Below are 23,844 nucleotides of genomic sequence, written 5' to 3'. Positions count from 1 at the left end.
CTGTGTGGAAACCCGTAACTCAGCGTCGGCGAGCGCAGATCCCGTGCCGCATTTTCGCAGCCTTCAGGTGAACGAGGAATGTCGCCATAGCTTCAGTGCCGAGTTGCTGTCGTCCCTCGGCATGTAAGCGCACCCTGGAGTGCTTCACGCACCCACCAGCCGCATCGCCTTCATGGTTTTCGAGAACCCGAGTATCGCTATGACGCGTTTGAGGTTGTATGCCAGCACATGCAAACTCATTTCGGTGCTCACGTTGGCAAACCGGCGAGTCAGGAAGTGCGTGTAGCCCATCCAGTGTTTGAACGTCCCGAACACATGCTCAACTGTCCGCCTTCGCACCGTCATCGCATTCGGCATTCGGTCCAGTCTTCGCTGCGCAGCTTCCAGCGCGTGATCCGCCGGTAATTGCTTGGCGTGCATTGTGGTTTCATGGCGCAGCCGATACAGGCGCTACTCCAGTAACGACGAAGATACATGCCATGTTCCAGACCAGTAAAGCGGTAGATCGCACGTTGCCCGGCCGGGCATAGATATTCGTCATCCCGGGCAATGTAAATAAAGTCGGCCCGATCGAAGCGGCCATCAGCCTTCGCGCTGGATGTCGTGACCTTGGGCAGAATGGCGGCAATGCCTGCGTCCTCGCAAGCCTTTATCTGTGGGCCACTGTAATACCCTCGATCAGCGATAGCCTTCAATTTGGTTCTACCCATGGCATCCCGAGCAGCTTGCGCCATTGGACTTAGCTGCGCGCGGTCACTACCCGCGTTCGTAACTTCATGCGCAACGATAAGATGGTGCTTGGCATCTACGGCGATCTGCACGTTGTAGCCGACCATCCCAGAACCACGGCCACTGGTCGCCATGGAACGTGCATCAGGATCCGTCAGCGAGATCTGTCCGTCAGGCAGCGTCTTCAACTCCTCTTTGATCTGCTCAAGGTGACGCATTTGCCCCTGCAATTGCGCAATCTTCTCTTTGAGTCGAGTCGTTTTGGCTTCCACCTCGGGCGGCTGCGTTCGATCGGCCGTTTCTAATGCGCTCAGGTAACGGTGGATGCTTTCCTCGATTTGCTGCTGCCGCTTATCGATCTTGCCCGTCGTAAAGTTTCGGTCGCGTGTATTGGAGGCCTTGAACTTACTTCCATCGATGGCGACCATGGCCTGGGAGAACAGCTTGAGATCGCGACACAACACGACAAACCGACTACAGACGTTGCGAATACCAGCGCCGTTGTTGCGTCGAAAGTCAGCTATCGTTTTGAAGTCTGGCACCAGGCGGCCAGTCAGCCACATCAGCTCGATATTGCGCTGACATTCGCGTTCCAGGCGTCGGCTTGATTGAATCCGGTTTAGGTAGCCGTAGATGTATATTTTCAGTAGCACTGCCGGATGGTAGGAGGGGCGGCCTGTCGTCGAAGGCGTGACACTGGTGAAGCCAAGTGTGTTCAGATCAAGCTCTTCGACAAAGGCCTCGACGATCCTGACCGGGTTATCCTCGGCAACAAAATCGTCCAGGCACTCGGGCAATAGCGCTACCTGCTTGCGGTCATCGCCTTCAACGAATCGCTTCATGGGCCACCCATCCTGAATGCGTTGACTCAGTCTAGGCGATCAACGCGTTTTCACACAGCCTCGACCCGTTGCTGACATTGGACACTGCTCGGCTCAGATGTCTGCTTCAAAGGTTAAAGCAGTCATAGCACCTCCAACTACCGAAAACCCGGTCTAGAACAAACTGTCACCGCGCACAACGGTATCTTTTCGATTCGTCGAGCGCTACGCAACAGCCGCGGTTGGTCGTATCATTCGACACGGTTACTTATAAAAGAGAGGGCTATGTTTTCCGTAGAAATTTTTGATTTAAAGAAACGATTGCGGAATCCGATGGATGGACATAACTGGGGCTGCCGTCCGATATCGGAGCATCTCATTCGCGACGCGGCAGATCTTATTCTCAATAATTCCCTCAATGCAGAGGAGCGGTCTTGGAATACTGTCAATAATGAAATGTCAGAAAAGGAGGCCGTTAAATTTCACATCAACCGGATTGCGTCACTTTATTGTAGATTGAAATCTCAGCCTCTAGATCCGATCGATATTAATCTTCGGGTAAATGGACCTCGCGCAATAACTGCCGAGATTTACGATGGGCAACACAGATTCGCCGCAGCCATACTCGGATCAATGGAATCCATGTGTGTGCGTTTTCATATTCTGCCTCAGGATGGCGCCTTAGAGAAAATCTTGTTAGCGTTTCCTAGCGCTGTCATTGTTGGCTGATAGCGCGAAGCCGTTCTTCTAAGATAGTGGCGCGAGCGTAGGGCCGCATCCTCAAGTTAGCGGATAGCTACGCGACCACACCGCCGAACGTCCGGCACTGGCCGATCACGGTCTTATGCAAATCGCATAGCCGGTCCGAGTCTCGCACGGCCGTGACCGGCGGCACGCGACTGCGGATTCAACCCGTCTTCTTGATCGGCGCTTGATTATGTCAGAGTTGCGAGAAGCTTATCGATAATGCTGTTATACGGTAACCGTGGTCGCGCGCCGGCGCGGATTGCAAGCGCGAAAGACCGCTCGCGATTTTTGATTGCGAAGCCATAAAGCAACCTGATGGAATTGCAGGTCGCTCAGACCTGCGTGTCGTCCTTAGTCTGTGGCGATGAGCAGGCGTCGGTTCCGCACGCTAGTCGTCGAGAACTGTTGATGACCATTCGTGCCGCTATCGTGAATGATGTTCGGGCGGTTGCCGGACTCGTCGGCGCGCTTCGAACCGAACTTTGCGGTACACCGAGGGACCGCAGGTTGATGCGCGCGACGTGCTAGCCGGAGAGGGGCACCAGCGTTCTTGGTTGCGAGGCGAGGGCTATGCATTGTGAATGCCCGAGGCAACCCGGGCATTCACGGGGCTTTGCGCGCGCCGTGAGCGGTGTTCTACGGATATCGCTGCGCGCTTACTCACCAGGACAGTCGCGCACGGTCGCGAGTGTTGATGGCGCCGAAGGGAAGTCGGTGCGCTGGCGCAACCGAAGTGGGAGCGGCCGCCGCCTTCTTTAAGTCGAGCGGTTTCGCAATCACTATCTTCTTAGAACGGGGAAGAAGTGGAAGTCCGAAAATTTCTCTATAAATTCTTCTTCCATTCCCTTCATGCAAACGTGTCTGCGTTTCAAAATGCCGTGGGTAGGGTTAAATCGGATGCATATCCCCGTTTCGCCGTCTTCGTCAAATCGAAAGTGAGTGACACCTTTCTCTACCAGAAAATCCTCAGGGATCTTGTGCTTGGCATTTGGATTGTGATAAACGAATAGCCCATCATGAAGGGTTTCATCGGGTTGAGTGCCGCTATAGCGCAATATCTGAAGCTCTTGTCCGTAGGTTTCCCTATCCACAACTATGCACTTGTCCTGTGGGATATGATTTTTCGACAGGCTACTAAGTTTCCCAAGTGTGGTAGTGCAACTATAGATAACAGCCGAAATATGTTCGTTTCTTTTGTCGTTAAAAAGGCCGAGCTTTAGTGGTGCACCGTTTTTCTTTGGATGGCTTTCGATGAATTTATATTCTTTGTCGAGGCTGTCTTCGCAAAGTATTTTTAGATCATCCCGCTTGTCGTTCTTGTCATAATACGCGCCGTAGAGTAGTGCTAGCAATGGGTAATAATATGATTGTCCATAATTTATTTGCGCATAATCACCTACTGCCAATACGAATGGCGAGCCTTTAATCTCCTGATTGTTGGAGTAGTGATTTTCGTAGCGTTCTTGCTTATTGCAAAACGAATTGTATAGTCGAACTATTGATTCATCCAATATGTTGTAGTAGTCGTTGTTTCCATATATATCTTGAAAAGTTCGCTCATTTTCCTTTGGTTCAGATTCTGCGATGTTTGAAACAACGGCCTCGACGAATATTTTTTTATCGTCCTTGGTAAGGCAGAAGTCTGGAGATTTGATTTTTTCTGATATTGTAAATCCAGATTTCAGGAAAGTCTTGTTCAGGTAGATTTCCCAGAACATCGAGTGAAAATTATTTTGGAATTCTTCAATTGTTTTTTTAAATCCATCCTTAAATACGAAATCATTCATCCAGTCGACCAGAAGCTCTCGTTCTGAAGAGTAAAATATATTGAGTAGGTGTTTGAATTTTCCGTGTAATTTTTCACTATCGACAATTATCTTAAACCAATCTCGCATGTGATTTCTCCTTTTGTTTAGTTGCGGTGTGGTATGTGCTGCTTGTGTCTATTTTTTGTGTTGGCTGCAATTTTGAGGTACAAGGGACTCGTGTCAAATTCTATAGAATCTGGCGGCCAATACATATAGGCATTGACTGCTGTTCCAGCAGAGTCACTGGGCGCTTGCTATCGTCGCGCGTGTCGTTTCAAGACGCGCATTACCTCAAGTGTCAGTGTTAGCAGTCAGCACCATCCGGCCGAGTGCCGAACCATAGCCGTCGCTCGAATGACTATCAACCATTTGGGGGGCGAACGTCGGTTCATGGCCGATCCCCGCAGTCTGCCCCGCGTTCACCGGAAATCCACGACGAACTTCTTTTTTGCGGTGCGGGACGGGTGCGCCGGTGTAGTGCGCTCCTGCCTCGGCCGATCGAACGGCCGTTTTGCCGTGATTGACATATCATCGCGATTTGGCCGCGTCTGCGCTGTCCAGCCGACCGTCTCCACGACCGGGGACCGATATCGCGTCGCGATGGGCAAGTCGTTGCGCAAGCACGCACATGCGCAGGTAGCCGCTCGTTGAGCGGTTGCGTCACGCACTGCCGATCGCCGAGACCCCGATGACCGCCCACTTACCCGAACCCGCTCCTTCCTCCCCGTTACCCGCGAACCTGTTCCGTCACGCACCGTTCCAGCGCTTCTGGGGCACACGCGTGATGTCGTCGCTGGCTTTCCAGATCCTGTCGGTCGCGATCGGCTGGTACGTATATGCGCTCACGCACAGCGCGTTCGCGCTCGGTCTCGTCGGTCTCGCGCAGTTCGTGCCGATGTTCGCGCTGACGCTCGTCGTCGGGCAGGTGGCCGACCGCTACGACCGCCGGCGCATCGCGACGATCTGCCAGGGCGTCGAGGCGCTGGCCGCCGGCGTGTTCCTGCTCGGCGCCGTGCAAGGTTGGCTGGCCGCGCCGGTCGTGTATGCGCTCGCGGCGATCGTCGGCACGGCCCGCGCGTTCGAGTCGCCGTCGGTGTCGTCGCTGCTGCCGGCCGTCGTGCCTCGCACCGACCTGCCGCGCGCGACCGCGCTGTCGACGTCCGCGAACCAGGCCGCGCAGATCCTCGGGCCCGCGTTCGGCGGTCTGCTCTACGGTGTCGGTGCGCCCGCCGCGTTCGGCACAAGCGTCGTGGCATTCGCGATCGCGGCGGTGCTGAGCGGCACGATTCCGTTGCGCAGCGCGCCGCCTGCACGCGAGCCGGTCACGCTGCGTTCGGTGTTTTCGGGGATCGCGTTCATTCGGCGCGAACCGGCGATCCTCGGCGCGCTGTCGCTCGACCTGTTCGCGGTGCTGTTCGGCGGCGCGACCGCGCTGCTGCCGATCTACGCGCGCGACATTCTGCAAGTCGGGCCGTGGGGGCTCGGCGCATTGCGCGCGGCGCCCGCGGTCGGCGCGCTCGCGGGCACGCTGTGGCTTACGCGTTTCCCGTTGAAAGGGCGGCCGGGCCGCGCGATGTTCGGCGGCGTGATCGCGTTCGGCATCGCGACGATCGTGTTCGGGCTGTCGCGGCACTTCGCGCTGTCACTCGTTGCGCTGGCCGCGCTGGGCGCATCGGACGTGGTCAGTGTCGTCGTGCGCCTGTCGCTCGTGCAGCTTCGTACGCCAGACGACATGCTCGGGCGCGTGAGCGCAGTCAATTCGCTGTTCATCGGCACGTCGAACCAGCTCGGTGAATTCGAATCGGGCGTGACGGCCGCATGGTGGGGTGCGCCGACGGCAATCGTCGTCGGCGGTGCTGCGACGATTGCCGTCGCGCTCGCGTGGATGCGGCTGTTTCCGCAGCTCACGAACATGAAGTCGCTCGAGCGCGACGTGTGATGGGCGTCACGCGTCCTGCGCCACACGCACGGCCGTGCCATAGCAGATCACTTCCGTGACGCCCGACCCGATCTCGGTCGAGTCGTAGCGCATCGCGACGACTGCGTTCGCGCCGAGTTTGCGCGCATCGGCGAGCATCTTGTCGAATGCCTGCTGGCGGGCTTTCTCGCACAGCGACGTGTAGAGCGTGATGTTGCCGCCGAAGATCGTCTGCAGCGATGCGCCGAACGAGCCGACGATCGAGCGCGAACGCACGATGATGCCCTGTGCGACGCCGAGCGAGCGAGCGGTCGTATGGCCGGGCAGGTCGAATGCGGTCGTGACGCGAGCGGGCGACAGATCGTCGACGGAGCGGGTGGTGTCGGTCATGGGGGGAAGCGTGTAGCGGAGTGGTCGAGTGACGATTCTATCCGGATGAGCACGCGTTCGCGATTCGACGGGAGTCAATCGTGCGACGGGGGTGACGCACGATGCCGGCGGCGGACCCTTCGTGAAGGACGCGTGTGCGAACCGCGAGCACATGAGTCCTTCGTTTCCGGATCGACGAACGACTTGACTGCCTGCCGTCAGGGCTTCGCGACTACGGAGCCATCCCCGCCAAGATCAACCGCATAGGCCAGCGCCAGCTTGCCGAACTTCAGCGCGTGGTTTGCCTGGCGATCCGAGTTTTCCAGCGTGTCGTTCACGGTATGGATATACGGGCTGTCGTTCTGGTCGGCCTCGAACGGGAACGACGCCGGATAGCCCTGCGCATTCCACGACGCATGATCCGAGCACGCATACCCGCACTGCGACGTGCCGATCGCGAGTTCCGGCAGGTAGGTCTTCGCCAGATTCGTCAGGTAGGTGTTCTGCGACGCGTTCGTGTAATCGGTGATCAGGTAGATATCCTTCGGATCGCCCTTGTAGTTCGTCATGTCGAGCTGCAAAACGCCGACCACGTTCGCATTCTGCGCGCGGAACTGTTTCGCGATCGCCTTCGAGCCGAGCAGGCCGGCTTCTTCTGCCGCGTATCCGACAAACTTGATCGTCCGCTTCGGCCGGTAGTTGTTCGCGAGCAGCACGCGCAGCGCTTCGGTGAGGCTCGCGATGCCCGACGCATCGTCGTCCGCGCCGGGCGAGCGCGTGTTCTCCGTCGTGCGGCCGACGGTAGAATCAAGGTGGCCGCCCAGCACGACGGTGCCCGCGGCCGGATCGCTGCCGCGGATCGTCAGGATCACGGATTTCTGCGGAAAGCCCGTGTGCGCGAATTGCTCGACGGCGATGTCGGCGCGCGAGCCCGCCAGTTGCTTCCACTGCAGCGCGAGCCAGTCCGATGCGGCAACGCCGTGCGACGTCGTGTAGTAGCGGTTCGTGAAGCCCGACAGCGCCGTGATCGTGCCGACGATGTTGCTGGCCTGCAGTTGCTGGATCCAGGTGCCGATCTGCGGTGCGTTCGACACCTTGTACGCGGGTGCCGCGACGTGCTTCGCGAGCGAAGGCGGCAACGGCTGCAGCGCCTGGCGCGCTTCGTCGAACGAGTCGTGCACGACATAGCCGGGCCCGTGGCCGCGCGTGTAGTGGACGGCATGGGCCAGCTCGCCGAGTCGTGAATCGTCGATCTCGACGACGTGCACGGTTTCGCGGCGCGCGACGCCGTCGGCCGTCTTGCCGGCATCGACCGTCGTGCTGTACTGCGCGGTCGCGCTTGGGTCGATGCGTTGAAGCTGGCGGAACGCCGCATCGCCGAGCGTGATCCACGCGGGTGCCGCATGCGCGGCGGCGGTCAACAGCATGCCGCCCAGTGCGGCGCTCAGATGGGTAAGTTTCAGAGTAGGCATGTTCGATCTCGCTAGGGTAACGATGTCGAGGAAGAGGGCGCGCCGCAGGTCGTGCGATGCGCCCCCGCCTGCTGCGGAATTACGATTTCTGCGGCACGGTCACGCCGTACGTGCAGCTCTTGTTGTACGCGTTGCCGATCGCCGTGAGTTGCGCGCTGCTGTAGCCGAGCGCGGCCGCGGCCGTCAGCACGGCCTGCGCGGCGGCCTTCTGGTTGGTCGAGCCGTTGGTCATCGACAGCCCCTTCAGGAACGCCTTGTCCATCGCCTGCGCGCCGATCGCGTCGCGCGCGACGAGGTTGCACGATGCCCAGTACTGGCCGGCCGTGTGGATCTCGGCACCGCGCGCCTGCGCATAGGTGCGCCCGACGTTCCAGTTGGTCACGCGGCCGCCCCAGTACTCGTTGTGGCCGTCCCAGTTGAAGACCCAGTTGTACTGCGCATCCGACGGGCTCCACTGGTTGAAGTCGCGGCTGTACGCGGCGGCGAGATAGTCGCCGGTGCCTTCGGACAGCCCCTCCTGCTGCGACAGGCCGCCGTTGGTCACCCAGTCGTGGATGCCGTGGCCGAGTTCGTGGATCACGACGTCCGCATCTTCCGCATCGTCGACACCGCCTTGCCCGAAAGTCAGCCGGCCGCTGCTCGACGAGTACGACGAGTTGTCGTCGCCCGATTCGCCGTGCGGGTCGTACTGCACGCCGCCCGTGTACTGGTACGGCAGCGCCTTGATCCCGAGCGTCTGGTTCACGTAGCGCAGGAACGTATCGATGTGGTAGTACGCGTTCACGGCCTCGAAATACAGGTTGCCGCGCGTAAACTCGAACGCGGGTGTCGACTGCAGCGGGCAAGCGTTGTCGCGCGGCGCATCGAAATCGACGCACGCCGCGTACGGTCCCGACAGCGCGTAGCGCGTGCCCGATTGCCCGAGATCCTTCAGCGTCACGCGCACGCGCGCGGCCGTGAGCTGGGTCGAATCGGCGTCGCTGCTGTCCTTGTAGCCGGTGCTGCCGTAGCTGCTTTTCGTCGGCGACAGCGGATCCGGGCGGAACACGAAGCCCGTGCCGTCGGTGGCATAGAACGCCTTGTCCTCGGCGCGCAGCACTTCGCCGCTGCCCGAGTCGATCAGCAGTTCCCAGTCGCCCTTCGGGCCGTCCTGCGGGCGGCCGCGCACCTTCCATGCGGTGTGCGTGCCGGCCTTGTCGACGAACGCGACGAGCTGCGCGTCGAGATTCGTGAAGCTGCTCACGCCGAGATACGCGCGCGCACGGTCGAGTGCCTGCTGCTGGTCGACGGCCTGCGACTTGCGCGACGTCGCGACCACGCCGTTGATCGTGTTGCTCGCAACGTACAGGATGCGGCCGTCCTTCGCGACAGTCACTGCGATGTCGCTGCCGTACACAGGCAGCCCGGCGGCCTGCTGCTGCAGGCGCACGACAGTGAAGTCGGCATCGTTGCGCTCCGACGTGACGACGAGGCTCGCGAGCGCGGCCGCGTCGAGCCCGAGCTGCGTCGCCTGAGTTGCGACGAAGTCGCGTGCGGTTGCAGCGGGCGTCGCGGCGGCCTTCTTCACGCGATACGCGGGGTTGTACAGTGTGACGGCGACGCCGTCCGCGCGGAACTGCCCGGTGGCCGTATCGGCTTTCGCGGCGGGCGGCGCGACGCCGCGCGTCAGGCTTTCGCGCAGGCTCGCTGCCTGCGGATTCGAGACCTTCGTATCGGCCGCGGCGACGCCGACGATGCCGAAACCGAGCGCAAGGCTCAGGGCGAGCGGCAATGCTTTGCGTGATGTCTGCATACGTGATCCTCATCTCAACGGTTGGACACGCCCGCGCACTCGTGGCGCGCAGGCACGACACGGCCCGCGCGCCGGCTCGATGGAGCCGGTGCGGCGAAGCGGTGTTGGGAGCGTCGACTGACTAAGGAAACCTAAATGTCAGGTCGAGAAGAAACAGGTGGGAGCAGGGGTGAGGAAGCGAACGGCAGGCAGGTTCGGCGACGGCGAAGCGAGCATCGTCATGTCAGACCCCTCGGATCGATACTGATATCGGTTGGATATCGGCCGGCAGCCTTGCGCGGATCGACGTGCGTCGAATCCAGTCTCTCGTCTCGTTAGGCTGCCTATCTAATTGCGAGGTATGTTACAGAATATTTTCGGCGACATTGCAAATTATTTTCGACGATCGCTTCGGTCCGTCGATCGATCGCCGGCATTGTTCAGCGAGCGGCGGGAAACGCCGCCGGAACGCGCAATTCCGCGCAGGATTGTGATTAAAACCCGCGACGATCAGCGCGTCGCGCGCCGGTCGCTGCGCGGGCTCAAGCCGAACCGCGCGCGATACGTGCGCGAGAAATGCGACGGCGATTCGAATCCACACGCGACGCACACCGACGTGATGCTCATGTCGGTCTGCTGCAGCAGTTCGCGAGCACGATCGAGGCGCAGGTTCAGGTAGAAATGTGTCGGCGTATCGTTCAGCATCGCGCTGAACAGCCGTTCGAGCTGGCGTCGCGTGATCGATACGTCCTGCGCGAGCGCGTCGGAGCCGAGCGGATTTTCCATGTGCTGCTGCATCGTGCCGATCACCTGGATCAGCTTGCGGTTGTGCACGCCGTAGCGCGCGGCGATCTCGAGCCGCTGGCTGTCCGAGCGCTGCCGGATGCGGCTGACGACGAACTGCTCGGAGATCGCCGCCGCGAGATCGGCGCCGTGCCGGCGCCCGATCAGGTCGAGCATCATGTCGATCGACGCGGTGCCGCCCGCGCACGTGATGCGCCGGTCGTCGATCTCGAACAGCTCCTGCGTCGAGTTCAGGCCCGGATAGCGCTCGCGGAACGCGGCCAGCGCTTCCCAGTGCAGCGTCAGCGGCTGCGACGCGTCGAACAGCCCGGCTTCCGCGAGCACGAAGCTGCCCGTGTCGATGCCGCCGAGCGTCGCGCCGTGCCGGTGCTGGCGGCGCAGCCAGTCGCCGAGCGCGCGCGTGTAGCACACGAGCGGATCGAAGCCCGCGACGACGAACACCGTATCGACCTGCTCGATGTCCGCGCACGCGGCTTCGGCGGCGACGGGGATGCCGTTGCTCGCGGCGACCGGCGCACCGTCGGCGCTGATCACGTGCCAGCGGTAAAGCTCGGTGCGGAAGCGGTTCGCGACGCGCAGCGGCTCGACCGCGGACATGAAGCCGAGCGCGGAGAAGCCGGGCAGCAGCAGGAAGTGGAAATCCTCGGGCATCGGGGCAGGGGATGGAATCCGGTGGTCGTCGCACATCGCACGGGATTGCGAACGGACGGGCACACGCCCCGGCCGGCTCGCAGGCGCCGAACGGTCAGTGGGAGATTATCGCGGGTTTCGCTCGTCTTCAGCGCGTTTTTGCGGCGCGCACGGACCGGCGCGCGGTGATCGACGGAAGTTCGCCGGAACGACTTCCCGAATGAAAAAACGCCAGCCCGGCTGGGCTGGCGTTTCGCTTCGGGTATGACCGGTATCAGAACTGGTTCATCGTGTTGTCCTTACCCGCCGCCTTCAGCGCCGCTTCGCCGCTGAAATATTCCTTGTGGTCGTCGCCGATGTCCGAGCCGGACATGTTCTGGTGCTTCACGCACGCGATGCCCTGACGGATTTCCTTGCGCTGCACGCCGGCCACATAACCCAGCATGCCCTGGTCGCCGAAGTATTCCTTGGCCAGGTTGTCGGTCGACAGCGCGGCGGTGTGGTACGTCGGCAGCGTGATCAGGTGGTGGAAGATGCCGGCTTCGCGCGATGCATCTGCCTGGAACGTGCGGATCTTCTCGTCTGCGAGCGCCGCCAGTTCGGTCTGATCGTATTCCACGCTCATCAGCTGCGCGCGGTCGTATGCCGACACGTCCTTGCCCTCGGCCTTCATCGCGTCATACGCCTGCTGGCGGAAATTCAGCGTCCAGTTGAACGACGGGCTGTTGTTGTACACCAGCTTCGCGTTCGGGATGACCTTGCGAATCTCGCTGACCATGCCGCCGATCTGCGCGATATGCGGTTTTTCGGTTTCGATCCACAGCAGGTCGGCACCGTTCTGCAGTGCGGTGACGCAATCCAGCACGCAGCGTGCTTCGCCCGTGCCGGCGCGGAACTGGAACAGGTTGCTCGGCAGGCGCTTCGGACGCAGCAGCTTGCCGTCGCGCTTGATGACGACGTCACCGTTGCCCAGTTGGTCGGCCGACAGTTCTTCGCAATCGAGGAACGAGTTGTATTGGTCGCCCAGGTCGCCCGGCGTGCTGGTCACGGCGATCTGCTTGGTCAGGCCGGCGCCCAGCGAGTCGGTGCGGGCCACGATGATGCCGTCGTCCACGCCCAGTTCCAGGAACGCGTAGCGGATCGCGCGGATCTTCGCGAGGAAGTCCTCGTGCGGCACGGTGACCTTGCCGTCCTGGTGGCCGCACTGCTTCTCGTCGGACACCTGGTTTTCGATCTGGATGCAGCATGCGCCCGCTTCGATGAACTGCTTGGCCAGCAGGTACGTGGCTTCCGCGTTGCCGAAACCCGCGTCGATGTCGGCGATGATCGGCACGACGTGCGTCACGTGGTTGTCGATTTTTTCCTGGATGGCGGCCTTCGCAGCGCCTTCGGCTGCATCCAGCTCGCGGAACAGGCCGCCCAGCTCACGGGCATCGGCCTGGCGCAGGAACGTGTACAGCTCGCGGATCAGCGCGCTGACGGAGGTTTTTTCATGCATCGACTGGTCCGGCAGCGGGCCGAACTCGGAGCGCAACGCGGCCACCATCCAGCCGGACAGATAAAGGTAGCGGCGTTCGGTGCTGTTGAAATGCTTCTTGATGGAGATCATCTTCTGCTGGCCGATGAAACCGTGCCAGCAGCCGAGCGACTGCGTGTACTTCGCCGGGTCGGCATCGTAAGCGGCCATGTCTGCGCGCATGATCTTGGCGGTGTACTTCGCGATGTCCAGACCCGTCTTGAACTTGTTCTGGGCACGCATGCGGGCGGCATACTCGGGGCTGATGGCATTCCACGCGCTGCCGTGGTTTTCTTTCAAACCGGCAACTGCCTTGATGTCGTCTTGATACTGGGTCATGTCAATCTCCTGAGAGCAAAGCGCGTTTGAGTAAATGGTTGAGCGTGGGCCCGTATGTCGAAGCGAACTGCATGACTGAATAGTAGCGCCGCCCGATGCGCTTTGGGTGATGTCTTATATAAGACATAAGACATAAATTTCCCTTGTTTTTCAATGGGATGCGTGGCGATTTTTGCGATGCAAAACAAGTTTTCAAGCGGCGAAAAAGGGATGCCGCGGGAATTCGACGCGAGTTCCGCAATGTGAAACGGCCTTTCGGCTGCTGGAGGAAGGGCAGGCACGATGGTTCGAGCAACGATTGCTCGCGGGATGATCGTGTAGACGTCTGTTTCTACGAACGGACGGACGGCTTTCCAACGTACGATCAAGCGCGCTGTGGAAGTCGCCGGGCCGACCTGGTCAATTCGTCCGGGCAGCTCCAGCTTCGAGCCCGAAGCCGCATCGGCATCCCGTCCCTTCCCGGCGGAATCGAAAGCCTCGCGCCGCATGTAGACAAGCCAGTTTCACCCAAAACACGCGGCAAAACCCCATCCAACAAGCCTCTCCAAAACACTAGTGGTTTCCACTCATAGTCGCAAATAGTCAAGAACAGGTCGCCGCCGGTCTTTTCGCGGCCAATATGGCTCGTTACTTTTACTCCCACGATGCAGGCCGGCGCACACCCCGCGCACCGGCTGCGACGAGTCCCACCGGGAGGAACCGAACCATGAAGTCGACGAAGATCGCCGCGCTTGTCGCGGCCGTGCTGGCGACCGCCGCGTTCACGAACGCGGCGCGTGCCGAAACGGATGCCGCGACCTGCCGCACCGTGCGTTTCGCGGATATCGGCTGGACCGACATCACGTCGACCACGGCGCTCGCGTCGACCGTGTTCGAGGCGCTCGGCTACAAGCCGACCACGATGATCGCGTCGGTGCCGATCTCGTTCGCCGGCCTGAAGAGCAAGCAGCTCGACGTGTCGCTCGGCTACTGGTGGCCCGTGCAGCAGAAGCAGCTCCAGCCGTTCCTCGACAGCAAGTCGATCAACGTCGTCGAAACGCCGAACCTGTCCGGCGCGAAGGCGACGCTCGCGGTGCCGAGCTACGAATACCAGGCCGGCCTGAAGACTTTCGAGGACATCGCGAAGCACCGCGCGGAACTCGACGGCAAGATCTACGGGATCGAGCCGGGCAGCAGCGCGAACGCGACGATCCAGAAGATGATCGACACGAACCAGTACGGGCTCGGCGGCTTCAAGCTGGTCGAATCGAGCGAGGCCGGAATGCTGGTGACGGTCGAGCGTGCGATCCGCGAGAAGAAGTGGGTCGTGTTCCTCGGCTGGGAACCGCATCCGATGAACATCCAGCTCAGCATGAACTACTTGTCCGGCGGCGACGCGTCGTTCGGCCCGAACTACGGCGAAGCGCGCGTGTACACGCTGACGGCGCCCGACTTCATCGCGCGCTGCCCGAACGCGGGCAAGCTCGTCACGAACCTGCGTTTTTCGACGCAGCTCGAGAACCAGCTGATGCAGTCGGTGATGAACAAGACGAAGCCGGCCGACGCCGCGAAGGCCTACCTGAAGAAGAACCCGCAGGTGCTCGATCCGTGGCTCGCAGGCGTCAAGACGTTCGACGGCAAGGACGGCTTGCCGGCGGTCAAGGCGTATCTCGGCCTGTAATGGCCTGCGCGCTGCACGACGCGTGCACCGACAAAACATCAGCAATGCGAAATAACCAGAGTCAAGCGAGGCAATCAGCATGAACCATGAAGTCATCGTGACCTGCGCCGTCACCGGCGCGGGCGATACGGTCGGCAAGCATCCGGCGATTCCGGTCACGCCGAAGGAGATCGCGGCCGCCGCGATCGAGGCCGCGAAGGCCGGCGCCACCGTCGCGCACTGCCACGTGCGCGATCCGCAGACGGGGCGCGGCAGCCGCGACCCGAACCTGTACCGCGAAGTGGTCGACCGCATCCGCTCGGCCGACGTCGACGTGATCATCAACCTGACGGCCGGCATGGGCGGCGATCTCGAGATCGGCCCGGGCGAAGACCCGATGCGTTTCGGCAAGGGCACCGATCTGGTCGGCGGCCTCACGCGTCTCGCGCACGTCGAGGAACTGCTGCCCGAGATCTGCACGCTCGACTGCGGCACGCTGAATTTCGGCGACGGCGACTACATCTACGTGTCGACGCCCGCGCAGTTGCGCGCCGGCGCGAAGCGCATCCAGGAGCTCGGCGTGAAACCGGAGCTGGAGATCTTCGATACGGGCCATCTGTGGTTCGCGAAGCAGTTGCTGAAGGAAGGGCTGCTCGACGATCCGCCGCTGTTCCAGCTTTGCCTCGGCATTCCGTGGGGCGCGCCGGCCGATACGGGCACGATGAAGGCGATGGTCGACAACCTGCCGCCGGGCGCGCACTGGGCCGGCTTCGGGATCGGCCGCATGCAGATGCCGATGGTCGCGCAGGCGATGCTGCTCGGCGGCCACGTGCGCGTCGGCCTCGAGGACAACATCTGGCTCGACCGCGGCGTGCATGCGACCAACGGCACGCTCGTCGAGCGCGCGAGAGAGATCGTCGAACGGCTCGGCGCCCGCGTGCTGACGCCGGCCGAAGGCCGCCGCAAGCTCGGCCTGCCGGCGCGCGGCGAGCGCCCGCTCGAACGCCGCGCGATCGCCGAATTCGCTTGAGTTTTTACCGACCGATACGACACGGCGGCGCGCACCGGCGCGGCCGTCCACCGATTTCCCCTGAATTGAAGGATGCGTTGACATGGCTGTGAAGACCGACATCAAGACGTTCGCCGCCATCGGCACCGGCGTGATCGGCAGCGGGTGGATTTCCCGCGCGCTCGCGCACGGTTTGGACGTGGTCGTATGGGACCCCGCGCCGGGCGCGGAAGAACGGTTGCGTGCGAACGTCGCGAATGCGTGGCCCGCGCTCGAGCGCGTCGGCCTCGCGCCGGGCGCCGATCCCGCGCGGCTGCGTTTCGTGTCGACGATCGAAGCGTGCGTCGCCGATGCCGATTTCATCCAGGAAAGCGCGCCCGAGCGCGAGGCGCTGAAGCTCGAACTGCATGAGCAGATCAGCCGCGCGGCGAAGCCCGACGCGATCATCGCGTCGTCGACGTCGGGGCTGCTGCCGACGGATTTCTACGCGCGTGCGACGCATCCGGAGCGCTGCGTGGTCGGCCATCCGTTCAATCCGGTCTACCTGCTGCCGCTCGTCGAGGTGCTCGGCGGCGAGCGCACGTCGCCGGAAGCGGTCGAAGCGGCGATGGATATCTATCGCAAGCTCGGCATGCGGCCGCTGCACGTGCGCAAGGAAGTGCCGGGCTTCATCGCGGACCGGCTGCTCGAAGCGCTGTGGCGCGAGGCGCTGCACCTCGTCAACGAAGGTGTCGCGACGACCGGCGAGATCGACGACGCGATCCGTTTCGGCGCGGGCATCCGCTGGTCGTTCATGGGCACGTTCCTGACCTACACGCTGGCCGGCGGCGACGCGGGCATGCGACACTTCATGCAGCAGTTCGGTCCTGCGCTCGAACTGCCGTGGACGAAGCTGGTCGCGCCGACGCTCACCGACGCGCTGATCGACAGCGTCGTCGAAGGCACGACCGAACAGCAGGGCACGCGCAGCATCAAGGAGCTCGAACGCTATCGCGACGAGTGCATCACCGAGGTGCTGAAGTCGATCGCCGCGGTGAAGGCGCGGCACGGGATGCGATTCGAGGACTAAAGGACAGGCGATGACGGGCGATACCCCGCTGACGATTTACCGCGACGTGGTGCGGCCCGAATGGGTCGACTACAACGGCCACCTGCGCGATGCGTTCTACCTGCTGATCTTCAGCTTCGCGACCGATGCGCTGCTGGATCGCATCGGCCTCGACGACGCCGCGCGTCGCGAGCGGGGCCGCTCGGTCTACACGCTCGAAGCGCACGTGAACTACCTGCACGAGATCAAGGAGGGCACGCAGGTGCGCGTCGATGCGCGCGTGCTCGCGCACGACGCGAAGCGGCTGCACCTGTATCTCGAACTGTTCGCGGATGGGCATGACGACGCGGTATCGGCGAGCGAGCAGATGCTGCTGCACGTCGATACGCGCGACGGCGCGAAGTCGGCGCCGTTCGACGAAGACGTCGCCGCGCGCGTGGCCGAGCTTCATGCGTTGCAGCGCGATTGCGCGGCGCCTGCGTATGCGGGCCGCGTGATCGGGCTGCCGCCGCGCCGCTAGCGTCGATCTTCAACCGCGGAGGCATGCGATGCTCGAACCGGAAATCGCAGCGTTCGTCGCAGCCGTCGACGCGTGGTATCCGGCCGACGCGGCGGCGCGCTCGCCCGACGAGCAGCGCCGCCTCTACGACCGCTTCGCGGCCGAGTGGACACCGGCGGCTCTGCCGGCCGGCATCGTGCAGCAGGATGTCGTGTGGCATGTACCCGATGGACGCGCGATCGCACTGCGGCGCTACACGGCCGCGCACGGTACGCCGCGCGGCACGGTGCTGTTTTTTCATGGCGGCGGCTTCGTCGTCGGCTCGCTCGACAGCCATGCGCTGATCACCGCGCAACTGGCGGCCGACACGGGGCTTGACGTGATCGCGGTCGACTACCGGCTGGCGCCTGAACACCGCGCACCGGCTGCTCTTGAAGATTGCCTTGCCGTCACACGCGCCGCGCGCGATGCGCGCTGGCCGTTCGGGCCGTGCGTGTATCCGCTGACGCTTGCGGGCGACAGTGCGGGCGGCATGCTCGCGGCGGCCGTTGCGACCGCACTGCGCGATGCGGGCGAAGGCGGCATCGACGGCATCGCGCTCGTCTATCCGATGCTCGGGTTCGAACCGCAATCGCCCGCGCGCGAAACCGAAGCGCACGCGCCGATGCTGACGCTCGACGACGTCCATCGCTATCGCGCGCTGTATTGGGAAAGCGACCTGTCCGACGCACTGACGGACGGCAACCCGCTGCTGCGCGCGTCGGTGCCGCTCGCGGCAGCGCGTTTCGACGGCTTACCGCCCGTGCTCGCGATCGGCGCCGAGCACGATCCGCTGCGCGACGATGCGCGCGTGTACGTCGAACGGATTCGCGCGGCCGGCGGGGCTGCGCACTACTGGATGGGAGAGGGGCTGGTGCACGGCTGCTGGCGCGCGCTCGGGACGAGCCCGCAGGCGGCGCGAATGCACCGGACGGTCGGCGGGTTTCTGCTCGCACCACACGCGTAGCGGGCGTTTCCGGGAGGCAACGATGCAGGCAGCGCAACACCGTATCGAGGACTGGCGGACGTTTTCCGCCGACGCGGCCAATGCGGCCATTGCCGCGGTAGCAATCGGCGACGGAGCGGTGGACGTCGAGTGGAGCGACACGCGACGATCACCGTTCCATTTCGACTGGCTGCGCGACAACTGCGCGTGTTCCGCGTGCGTGCATGCGGTCACACGCGAGCAGGTGTTCGAGATCGCCGACGCGCGCGAGGATCTGTCGGCGCTCACCGTACACGTCGAAACCGACGGCGCGCTGCATGTCGAGTGGAACGACGGGCATCGCAGCGCGTGGTCGCCGGGCTGGTTGCGCGCGCATGCGTACGACGACGCGTCGCGCGCCGAGCGCCAGGCCGCGCACGGGCGGCACGTGTGGGCCGGCGACGATGCGACGGCGATCGGCGTGTTCGCATGGCGCGACGTGATGGAGGACGAAGGCGCATTGCTCGCCTGGCTCGCCGCGTTGCAGCGCACCGGGCTGACGCTCGTCGAAGGCGTGCCGGCCGAGCGTGGCCGCGTCGACGAGATCGCGCGCCGCATCGGCCTGATCCGCGAAAGCAATTTCGGCGTGCTGTTCGACGTCGAATCGAAGCCGAGGCCGGACAGCAATGCGTATACGTCGCTGAACCTGCCGCCGCATACCGATCTGCCGACGCGCGAATTGCAGCCGGGCGTGCAGTTCCTGCATTGCCTCGCGAACGACGCGACGGGCGGCGACAGCGTGTTCCTCGATGGCTTCGCACTCGCGGACGCGCTGCGGCGCGAGCATCCGGCCGATTTCGAGCAGCTTGCGTCGACGCCGTTCGAGTTCTGGAACAAGAGTGCGAACAGCGACTACCGCTGTTCGGCGCCGGTGATCGGGCTCGATGCCCGCGGCAACGTGACCGAGGTGCGTGTCGCGAACTTCCTGCGCGGGCCGCTCGATGCGCCGGCCGGATCGGTCGCGGCTGTCTATCGCGCGTACCGGCGGTTTCTCGCGCTTGCGCGCGAGCCGCGTTTTCGCGTGCAGCGCCGGCTGCGGGCGGGCGACATGTGGGCGTTCGACAACCGGCGTGTGCTGCATGCACGCACCGAGTTCGATCCGTCGACGGGCCGCCGGCATCTGCAGGGCTGCTATGTCGATCGCGACGAACTGCTGTCGCGGTGGCGTGTGTTGTCGCGTTCGGTGCTTGCCGCGGCCGTGCCGCGCTGACCGGCGGCGCACACGGCTTCATCTTGCACACACGCATGCTTCGCAGACGAAAAAGGCCCGGACGCAACGCGCCCGGGCGAAGCCACCCGCTGCCGGGCGGCGGAGGTATGCGTTTCACAAAAAAGGACGAGCCCGCAAAGGGGCTCGTCCGGATACGGCTTCATCGCGCGACGCGCGGCGCCCGCCGGGGGCGCGTCGGCTTACTGGCCGAAGAAGATCGAATCGCGTGCGTTCGACGACGCCGCGGCAGCCGGGGCGCCCGAGTGAACGAGCGGAGCCGGTTGCGCGCCGTAGCCGCTGGCGTCGGCGCCGTGAACGCGCGCTTCCGCGCTCTGGATGTCGTTCGGGTAGTACGGGCTCGACACGCCCGGCTTGTAGCCGGCTTGTTCGAGCTGGACCAGTTCGTTCTTCACTTGCGCGCGGGTCACGGTGCTTTGCGCGAATGCGCCGAACGAAGCGGACAGGGCGACAGCGGCAACGACTGCGGAAACGAGCGATTTCATGATGACCTCCGGTGTTTTATTGAGTTCGCTCTCGACACCATGTCTTAAGCGATTGATCAAATCTTAGTCATCGGATGGTTGAGGGTAAACGCTGATTTTGACGATAAATTGTTTCCTGGGCGGTAACAGTGGTGCGCCGAATCAGTCTTTCAGCCGGCTTTCTTTCCGGTTGATGTAATAAGTATGAAGAATGTTGCGGATCGTGACGCGCGGTTCAGCGCGCCTCGGCCGCAGTGTCGAACGGCCGGCCCGGCGAGCGCCCGGCCGGCGCGCCCGAGCTGAGGAAGCGCACGCCGGTCGCGGCTTCCGATGCTTCCCACAGCAGCGCCGCCGAAGCCACGTCTCGCGCCGAGCGCGGCACGCTCGCGGGCGCCGGCAGCCCGCGCGATTCGAACCAGCCGGACGGCCCGATATATGCGCCGCCGGCGAGATCGGGCGATGTCGCCGCGTGGATCGCGGGCAGCGCGCCCTGGTCGGCCGGCTGCGCGAGATAACGGTTCGCGGCACGCATCAGCGCGGCGCGGGCGGGCGAACTGTCCATCGCCGGGCCCGCGAACTGCAGGTTGGTCGCCGCATAGCCGGGATGCGCGGCGACGCTGATCCCGGCGAACGCGGCGCGCTCGAAGCGGCGCTGCAGTTCGATCGCGAACACGAGGTTCGCGAGCTTGCTGTCGCAATAGGCGAGATAACGGTTGTAGCGATGCTCGGCGCGCAGGTCGTCGACGCGAATCCGGCCGCCGCGGTTCAAGCCGCTCGACATCGTCACGACGCGTGCGCGTCGCGCGGCGCTCAGCGCGGGCAGCAAATGGCCGGTCAGCGCGAAATGGCCGAGGTGGTTGGTGCCGAACTGCATCTCGAAGCCGTCGCGCGTGTGCCGCAGCGGCAGGAACATCACGCCGGCGTTGTTGCAGAGGATGTCGACGCGGCCGTGGCGTTCGGACACGTCGGCCGCGAAGCGTTCGATCGACGCGAGATTGGCGAGGTCGAGCGCATCGACTTCGACATGCGCATCGGGATGGAGCCGGCGGATCGCATCGGCGGCCTGCGCGGCGCGCGCGGCGTCGCGGCAGCCCATCACGACGGTTGCGCCTTTTGCGGCCAGCGTTTCCGCGAGCTGCCAGCCGAGGCCGCTGTTGGCGCCGGTCACGACCGCGACCTTGCCGCCCTGCGCCGGGACGTGGCGCGCGCTCCATGCATGCATGTCTGTCTCCATCGGCACGGCCGAACGACCGCGGCACGTAATCGTTACATTGAATGATGTAGCGATAGTGCGTGCGGACGTGGCGGACAAGCGGGGGAATTAGACCGGCGCTTCTAGGGTCGACGCGCGGCGTGGTGCAGCGGGCCGCGGTACGCGGCTGGCAGGATTTACCTGCCCCCGGCGAGGCCGAGCACTTCGGCGGCGGAGATCATCGCGGCCGCGTTCGCGGGCGCCGGGCGTTCGGCCGGGCGGAAGACTTCGTCGCCGCGATGGATGACCTGGCGCGACAATGCGCAGGTGCCGGTGCGTTGCGCGAAGCGGCGGCGCCAGCGCTGTTCGCCGTAGTGACAGCGGCCGGGTTCGACCCAGCGGACGACGAGCAGCGTATCGGACTGTTCGAGGATTTCGACGTGGACGTCGGGGGGATCGAGCACAGGCAGGGATTGGGAGGCCTTCATTTTGCCGTTTCCTAAAGCTCGTGCGGTTCGGTCGTGGCAGTGGATGTCACTACCCGATGGCGAATCCGTAGCGGGTTCCATGAGTGGTGCGCTAAATGTAAGCGTCTGTGACCGGAAAAAACATCCTGTCTGGCTCAAATTACCTTTTGCCGATTTAGAAACAATCCACGCTCATTTTTCTGAGGATCCACGGACAAAAACGCCCCGGACGGAAAGTCCGGGGCGGAAAATCGGCCCGCGCGCCGTGTCTGCTCGCCCAGACACGGAATACATCGCCGGGGGACGGAGTGCCCGCAGGGATCGAACGCGGGCGGGGAGGCGATGTATCGGAAGCGCGGTCCGGCAACGCCATGATGGCGCGTGCATCCCGTTGAGACCCTGACGCGAACATGACTTTTTTGCCAGTTTGGCGCGGCAACCGCGCCGGGCGTGTGCGAAAAACCGGCCGAGAAGCCCGCCGGCATTGGGCCTGCATGAATCCGAAAGCGCGCTGCCATGGCCGGTCGAGCACCGGATTCTTGTCCATCCGCCGGATTTACCTGCCCGGGTAAATACTGAATCCCAAATTCGTGACAAACGCGCAATCACTTCCTATGATTGGTTGGACCTTTAGTCCTTTGTGCCAATCGGCCGACTGGCGGCCGGCTTTTACGGGAGAGGTGCTCATGAGATTGCAGGGCAAGCGGGCGCTGGTGACGGCGGCCGGGCAGGGCATCGGCCGCGCGACCGCGCTGCGGTTCGCAAGCGAGGGCGCCGACGTGCTGGCGACCGACATCAACGAAGCCGCGCTCGTGCGGCTCGCGGCCGACGCCGAACGCGCGGGCGGCCGGCTGACCACGCGGCGGCTCGACGTCACCGATGCGAACGACGTCGCGGCGCTCGCCGCGAGCGAACGCGCGTTCGACGTGCTGTTCAACTGCGCGGGCTACGTGCATCACGGCTCGATCCTCGACTGCGACGACGACGCGTGGGCGTTTTCGCTGAACCTGAACGTCACGTCGATGTACCGGCTGATCCGCACGCTGCTGCCCGCGATGCTCGCGGCGGGCGGCGCGTCGATCGTCAACATGTCGTCGGCCGCGTCGAGCGTGAAGGGCGTGCCGAACCGCTTCGTGTACGGCACCACCAAGGCGGCCGTGATCGGCCTGACCAAGGCGGTGGCCGCCGATTTTGTCGGTCAAGGCATTCGTTGCAACGCGATCTGCCCCGGCACGGTCGAGTCGCCTTCGCTCGAGGCCCGTATCGCCGAGCAGGCGCGGACGCAGAACACGACCATCGACGCGGTGCGCGCCGCATTTGTCGCGCGCCAGCCGATGGGGCGCGTCGGTACGGCGGACGAGATCGCCGCGCTGGCAACCTATCTGGCATCCGACGAATCCGCATTTACCACCGGCGCCATTCACCTGATCGACGGCGGCTGGTCAAACTGACCGTGTCAAGCTGACCGCGCCTTCCCATTCACTTTCCGTTTCGGTTCAGACGATATGAAACTGCTGAGATTTGGCGACAAACACCATGAAAAACCGGGCCTGCTCGATGCGCAGGGCCACATCCGCGACCTGTCCGGCGTGATCGACGACATCGCCGGCGACGCGCTGTCGCCGGCCTCGCTCGCGCGGCTGCGCGACATTCCGCCGTCGTCGCTGCCGCTCGTCGAAGGCACGCCGCGGCTCGGCGCGTGCGTCGGGCGCGTCGGCAAGTTCATCTGCATCGGGCTCAACTATTCCGATCACGCGGCCGAATCGGGGATGGAGGTGCCGAAGGAGCCCGTCGTGTTCGGCAAGTGGACGAGCGCGATCTCGGGGCCGAACGACGACGTCGAGATCCCGCGCGGCTCGGAGAAGACCGACTGGGAAGTCGAGCTCGGCGTGGTGATCGGCCGGGGCGGCCGCTATATCGACGAAGCCGACGCGCTGTCGCACGTCGCCGGCTACTGCGTCGTGAACGACGTGTCGGAGCGCGAATACCAGCTCGAGCGCGGCGGCACGTGGGACAAGGGCAAGGGCAACGACACGTTCGGCCCGCTCGGCCCGTGGCTCGTGACGGCCGACGAAGTGCCCGATCCGCATGCGTTGCGGCTGTGGCTCGACGTCGACGGCCACCGCTACCAGAACGGCACGACCGCGACGATGGTGTTCCGCGTGCCGCACCTGATCAGCTACCTGAGCCGCTTCATGAGCCTGCAGCCGGGCGACGTGATTTCCACCGGCACGCCGCCGGGCGTCGGCCTCGGGCAGAAGCCGCCCGTCTATCTGCGCGCCGGGCAGGTGATCACGCTCGGCATCGACGGGCTCGGCGAGCAGCGCCAGCGCACCGTGCAGGCCTGATT

General features: G+C 63.5%; 20 protein-coding genes and 1 pseudogene. 10 read left to right on the top strand and 11 right to left on the bottom strand.

What is annotated here, in order from left to right; translation table 11 throughout:
- Positions 1-144: 144 nt before the first annotated feature.
- Positions 145-1,571 (bottom strand): annotated as a pseudogene (locus ACNQQL_RS00460) (IS1182 family transposase).
- A gap of 264 nt (positions 1,572-1,835) precedes the next feature.
- On the opposite strand from ACNQQL_RS00460, the gene ACNQQL_RS00455 reads away from it, so the two are divergent.
- Positions 1,836-2,279, top strand: coding sequence for a hypothetical protein (locus ACNQQL_RS00455; protein ID WP_347062832.1), 444 nt, complete (start codon positions 1,836-1,838; stop codon positions 2,277-2,279).
- Between the two features lie 797 nt (positions 2,280-3,076).
- Here the strand turns inward: ACNQQL_RS00455 and ACNQQL_RS00450 are convergent.
- A complete protein-coding gene (locus tag ACNQQL_RS00450; protein WP_347062831.1) occupies positions 3,077-4,192 on the bottom strand; it encodes a hypothetical protein in 1,116 nt (371 codons plus the stop codon).
- Between the two features lie 601 nt (positions 4,193-4,793).
- Here ACNQQL_RS00450 and ACNQQL_RS00445 point away from each other — a divergent pair.
- Positions 4,794-6,044 (top strand): MFS transporter, encoded by a 1,251-nt coding sequence (locus ACNQQL_RS00445; protein WP_204421794.1) that lies wholly within the window; start codon positions 4,794-4,796, stop codon positions 6,042-6,044.
- 6 nt (positions 6,045-6,050) lie between these two features.
- Here the strand turns inward: ACNQQL_RS00445 and ACNQQL_RS00440 are convergent, their stop codons facing one another.
- The 6 genes from ACNQQL_RS00440 to ACNQQL_RS00415 form a co-directional block, all read right to left on the bottom strand.
- Entirely contained in the window at positions 6,051-6,413 is a 363-nt protein-coding gene (locus tag ACNQQL_RS00440) for a YbjQ family protein (protein WP_347062830.1), read from the bottom strand.
- A 197-nt stretch (positions 6,414-6,610) separates the two neighbouring features.
- Positions 6,611-7,864: a M20/M25/M40 family metallo-hydrolase gene (locus ACNQQL_RS00435; RefSeq protein ID WP_347062829.1), complete on the bottom strand. Its 1,254-nt coding sequence runs from the start codon at positions 7,862-7,864 to the stop codon at positions 6,611-6,613.
- 79 nt (positions 7,865-7,943) lie between these two features.
- Positions 7,944-9,656, bottom strand: a complete 1,713-nt coding sequence (locus tag ACNQQL_RS00430; RefSeq protein ID WP_347062828.1) for a M36 family metallopeptidase — start codon at positions 9,654-9,656, stop codon at positions 7,944-7,946.
- 489 nt (positions 9,657-10,145) lie between these two features.
- Positions 10,146-11,090, bottom strand: a complete 945-nt coding sequence (locus tag ACNQQL_RS00425) for a GlxA family transcriptional regulator (protein ID WP_347062962.1) — start codon at positions 11,088-11,090, stop codon at positions 10,146-10,148.
- 253 nt (positions 11,091-11,343) lie between these two features.
- The gene (locus tag ACNQQL_RS00420; RefSeq protein ID WP_072441931.1) at positions 11,344-12,924 is read right to left on the bottom strand and encodes an isocitrate lyase; all 1,581 of its coding nucleotides are present in this window, start codon (positions 12,922-12,924) and stop codon (positions 11,344-11,346) included.
- Positions 12,921-13,412 carry a hypothetical protein gene (locus ACNQQL_RS00415; protein ID WP_347062827.1) on the bottom strand — a complete coding sequence of 164 codons (492 nt, stop codon included), beginning with the start codon at positions 13,410-13,412 and terminating at the stop codon, positions 12,921-12,923. The genes ACNQQL_RS00420 and ACNQQL_RS00415 overlap by 4 nt, the downstream gene beginning before the upstream one ends.
- Before the next feature lie 218 nt (positions 13,413-13,630).
- On the opposite strand from ACNQQL_RS00415, the gene ACNQQL_RS00410 reads away from it, so the two are divergent.
- From ACNQQL_RS00410 to ACNQQL_RS00385, 6 genes are all read left to right on the top strand, one after another.
- Positions 13,631-14,584, top strand: coding sequence for a choline ABC transporter substrate-binding protein (locus ACNQQL_RS00410; protein ID WP_347062826.1), 954 nt, complete (start codon positions 13,631-13,633; stop codon positions 14,582-14,584).
- A 79-nt stretch (positions 14,585-14,663) separates the two neighbouring features.
- Positions 14,664-15,593 carry a 3-keto-5-aminohexanoate cleavage protein gene (locus tag ACNQQL_RS00405; protein WP_175962250.1) on the top strand — a complete coding sequence of 310 codons (930 nt, stop codon included), beginning with the start codon at positions 14,664-14,666 and terminating at the stop codon, positions 15,591-15,593.
- Between the two features lie 82 nt (positions 15,594-15,675).
- Positions 15,676-16,641, top strand: a complete 966-nt coding sequence (locus ACNQQL_RS00400) for an L-carnitine dehydrogenase (RefSeq protein ID WP_347062825.1) — start codon at positions 15,676-15,678, stop codon at positions 16,639-16,641.
- A 10-nt stretch (positions 16,642-16,651) separates the two neighbouring features.
- Positions 16,652-17,140, top strand: coding sequence for a thioesterase family protein (locus tag ACNQQL_RS00395; RefSeq protein WP_072441924.1), 489 nt, complete (start codon positions 16,652-16,654; stop codon positions 17,138-17,140).
- 28 nt (positions 17,141-17,168) lie between these two features.
- Positions 17,169-18,125 (top strand): alpha/beta hydrolase, encoded by a 957-nt coding sequence (locus ACNQQL_RS00390; RefSeq protein ID WP_347062824.1) that lies wholly within the window; start codon positions 17,169-17,171, stop codon positions 18,123-18,125.
- Between the two features lie 22 nt (positions 18,126-18,147).
- On the top strand, positions 18,148-19,353 hold the full coding sequence (locus tag ACNQQL_RS00385; RefSeq protein ID WP_347062823.1) for a TauD/TfdA family dioxygenase: 1,206 nt from the start codon (positions 18,148-18,150) through the stop codon (positions 19,351-19,353).
- A gap of 200 nt (positions 19,354-19,553) precedes the next feature.
- Here the strand turns inward: ACNQQL_RS00385 and ACNQQL_RS00380 are convergent, their stop codons facing one another.
- From ACNQQL_RS00380 to ACNQQL_RS00370, 3 genes are all read right to left on the bottom strand, one after another.
- Positions 19,554-19,856, bottom strand: coding sequence for a DUF4148 domain-containing protein (locus ACNQQL_RS00380; protein ID WP_096473632.1), 303 nt, complete (start codon positions 19,854-19,856; stop codon positions 19,554-19,556).
- A 214-nt stretch (positions 19,857-20,070) separates the two neighbouring features.
- Complete coding sequence (locus tag ACNQQL_RS00375) at positions 20,071-21,057, bottom strand: oxidoreductase (protein WP_347062822.1); 987 nt, start codon at positions 21,055-21,057, stop codon at positions 20,071-20,073.
- A 167-nt stretch (positions 21,058-21,224) separates the two neighbouring features.
- Positions 21,225-21,515: a DUF3331 domain-containing protein gene (locus ACNQQL_RS00370; protein ID WP_034180711.1), complete on the bottom strand. Its 291-nt coding sequence runs from the start codon at positions 21,513-21,515 to the stop codon at positions 21,225-21,227.
- 665 nt (positions 21,516-22,180) lie between these two features.
- On the opposite strand from ACNQQL_RS00370, the gene ACNQQL_RS00365 reads away from it, so the two are divergent.
- Both ACNQQL_RS00365 and ACNQQL_RS00360 read left to right on the top strand, forming a co-directional pair.
- Entirely contained in the window at positions 22,181-22,945 is a 765-nt protein-coding gene (locus ACNQQL_RS00365) for an SDR family oxidoreductase (RefSeq protein WP_072441916.1), read from the top strand.
- 54 nt (positions 22,946-22,999) lie between these two features.
- Entirely contained in the window at positions 23,000-23,842 is an 843-nt protein-coding gene (locus ACNQQL_RS00360; protein ID WP_111018759.1) for an ureidoglycolate lyase, read from the top strand.
- Positions 23,843-23,844 lie beyond the last annotated feature (2 nt).

The organism is Burkholderia sp. LFS061 (genome assembly GCF_047978125.1).
GTDB lineage: Bacteria > Pseudomonadota > Gammaproteobacteria > Burkholderiales > Burkholderiaceae > Burkholderia > Burkholderia pyrrocinia_C.
The sequence above is the reverse complement of the archived record's forward strand: the minus strand, read 5'-3'. Positions and strand labels throughout refer to the sequence as shown.